The sequence below is a fragment of the Streptosporangium sp. NPDC006013 genome, assembly GCF_040614275.1.
Lineage (GTDB): Bacteria > Actinomycetota > Actinomycetes > Streptosporangiales > Streptosporangiaceae > Streptosporangium.
On the sequence record NZ_JBEXUE010000867.1, the window covers coordinates 1 to 2,027 of the forward strand.

At 71.4% G+C, this 2,027-nt stretch carries 2 protein-coding genes; one reads left to right on the forward strand and one right to left on the reverse strand.

Translation table 11 applies throughout. From position 1 onward, the window contains the following. Positions 1-198: 198 nt before the first annotated feature. Positions 199-1,215: a phenylacetaldoxime dehydratase family protein gene (locus tag ABZ260_RS50455; RefSeq protein ID WP_355632932.1), complete on the forward strand. Its 1,017-nt coding sequence runs from the start codon at positions 199-201 to the stop codon at positions 1,213-1,215. On the opposite strand, the gene ABZ260_RS50460 is transcribed toward ABZ260_RS50455, so the two are convergent. Then, entirely contained in the window at positions 1,196-1,933 is a 738-nt protein-coding gene (locus ABZ260_RS50460; RefSeq protein ID WP_355632935.1) for an insulinase family protein, read from the reverse strand. The two genes, ABZ260_RS50455 and ABZ260_RS50460, sit on opposite strands and share 20 nt — an antisense overlap. Positions 1,934-2,027 lie beyond the last annotated feature (94 nt).

Consider the following 2,027-nt stretch of genomic DNA (forward strand, 5'->3'; position numbering starts at 1 on the left):
GGGCGTGTTCCCGCCAGGCGGGCACACGTGCACCGACAAGGAAGACGGCTCGGCCGGCGCGGAATGAACGCTCACCTGCGGTGAGGTCCACGACCTCCCCGCAGGCATCATCCCCACCCCATCGGGCCGTCCGCGTGCTGGGCGCCCGTTCGCAGCCATCTTCGAAGACGGTCGACCCCGGCCTGAGAGGGCAGCCTCATGACGAAAATCCGGCCTGACGGATTTCACAACCCCTACCCGGCGTACAGCCTGCGCCTGCCCGAGGACCTGACGGGCGTCACCTTGCGCCAGCTGGCCGTTCAGCATCGGGCGGCGGAGGAGGCGGCCGGCGTGATGTCGGGCATCGTCGCCGCACTGGACGGCGCGCACGCCCCCGTGACGTACGAGCGCGCCACCCACGTCGACGCGCTCGGTCATGTCAACGACATCGTCCTGGCGTACTGGCTGGACGCCGAGGCCGAGAACGCATGGTCCGCCGAGCACCCGCTCGATTCCTGGGCCGACCCGGACCTGACCGCGAAAGGCGGGCCGATCGGTCTGTGGACGGAAGTGCTGCGGGCACCGGTGGATCACTTCGAGACGTCGTACTCGTACGACTCCCCGTCATGGGGTCTCGCCTCGCGGTTTCCCACGGCGCTGAACATCTACCATTCTTACTCCGGAGCGATGCGGGATCGCATCGCCGCCGCCGAAGACGGAGGGCTGGTCGGCGAGGCCGAGTCGGTGGAGACGGAGCGGGTGGATTCGGCCGGTCGCCATCTGGTCGTGGCCACACCGGCGAACCTGTGCTTCATTCGCAGCCCGCAGGGTTGGACGCACTGCCCTGACGAGGAACGCGCCTGGTTCGAACAGCGCGTCCTGCCCGTCTACCGGCAAGGCGTCGACTACCTCACCGCCAATCCCCGAGAGGCGGGCTGCCTGTCCGCCCGCCTCGCCGACCTGACCGTGTCGAACGACACCAAGGTGCAGACCGCCACTCTGGCCTGGTTCCTGAGCCTGTCCCACCTTGAGCGGTGGACGCACAGCCACCCGACGCACCTCGCGATCTACAAGAGCGCCGGCGAGCTGATCGCCCGGTTCGCCCCCGACATCCATGTGACGCTCGGCCACGAGGTTTACGTGGTGCCGGAGGGCGCCCTCATGGAGTACCTCAACTGCCACGAGCAGACCGGCCTGCTGCCCTACTTCCCGGCGTCTAGCCGGGTGCCGAGCTGACGAGAGGCCCCCGGCCCCACCCGAGGGCCGGGGGATCGGCGAGTTCCCGGGGGTCCGCCGCGACCACGCCGGAGAAGCGCTCGGGAGCGAAGAACTCCTCGGCCGCCGCGACCACGGCGTCCGGGGTCACGGCGGCCAGCCGGCGCGGGAAGTCGAGCAACAGGAGCGGGTCCATCGCCTTGGCCGCCAGGTCGGCGAGCGCGGTGGCGAGCCTGGCGCGGGGGGCCAGGCGGGTCGCCATCGACCCGATGGCGTAGGCGCGCGCGGTCGCGATCTCCTGGCCCGTGGGCGGATGGGTCCGCATCCGGGACAGTTCGGCGGCCAGCACCTCCAGCGCGGGGCCGGTGGTGGCGGCCGCGGTGTCGGCCTCGATCGCCAGGAGCCCGGCGCCGGGATGGCTGTCGAAGAACACCGTGACGCCGTACACGTAGCCCTTGTCCTCCCGCAGGCTGCGCGACAGCCGGGAGGACAGAGCGCCGCCCAGGACGCTGCAGGCCAGGAACAGCTCCGGGTAGCGCTCGTGTTCCACGGTCACCCCCGGCGCGCGCAACCGGATGCGCGACTGCGGCGCGTCCGGCCGCGACAGCAGCACCAGGCGGCCACCCTCGACCGCGGGCAGCGGCGGCAGCGGCGCCACGTCCCGCAGGGGGGCCTGCCAGCCGGCCAGGGTACGCTCCGCGGCGTCGGCCAGCCGCCCGGGATCGTCCGGTGCGAGGATGCCACCCCCAGATCGTGGCTGCCCAGACCGATGGCCACGTCACACCGGCTCAGGTCGTGGTGCATCTGGTGGTAGTCCCAGATGGTGTGGGCGT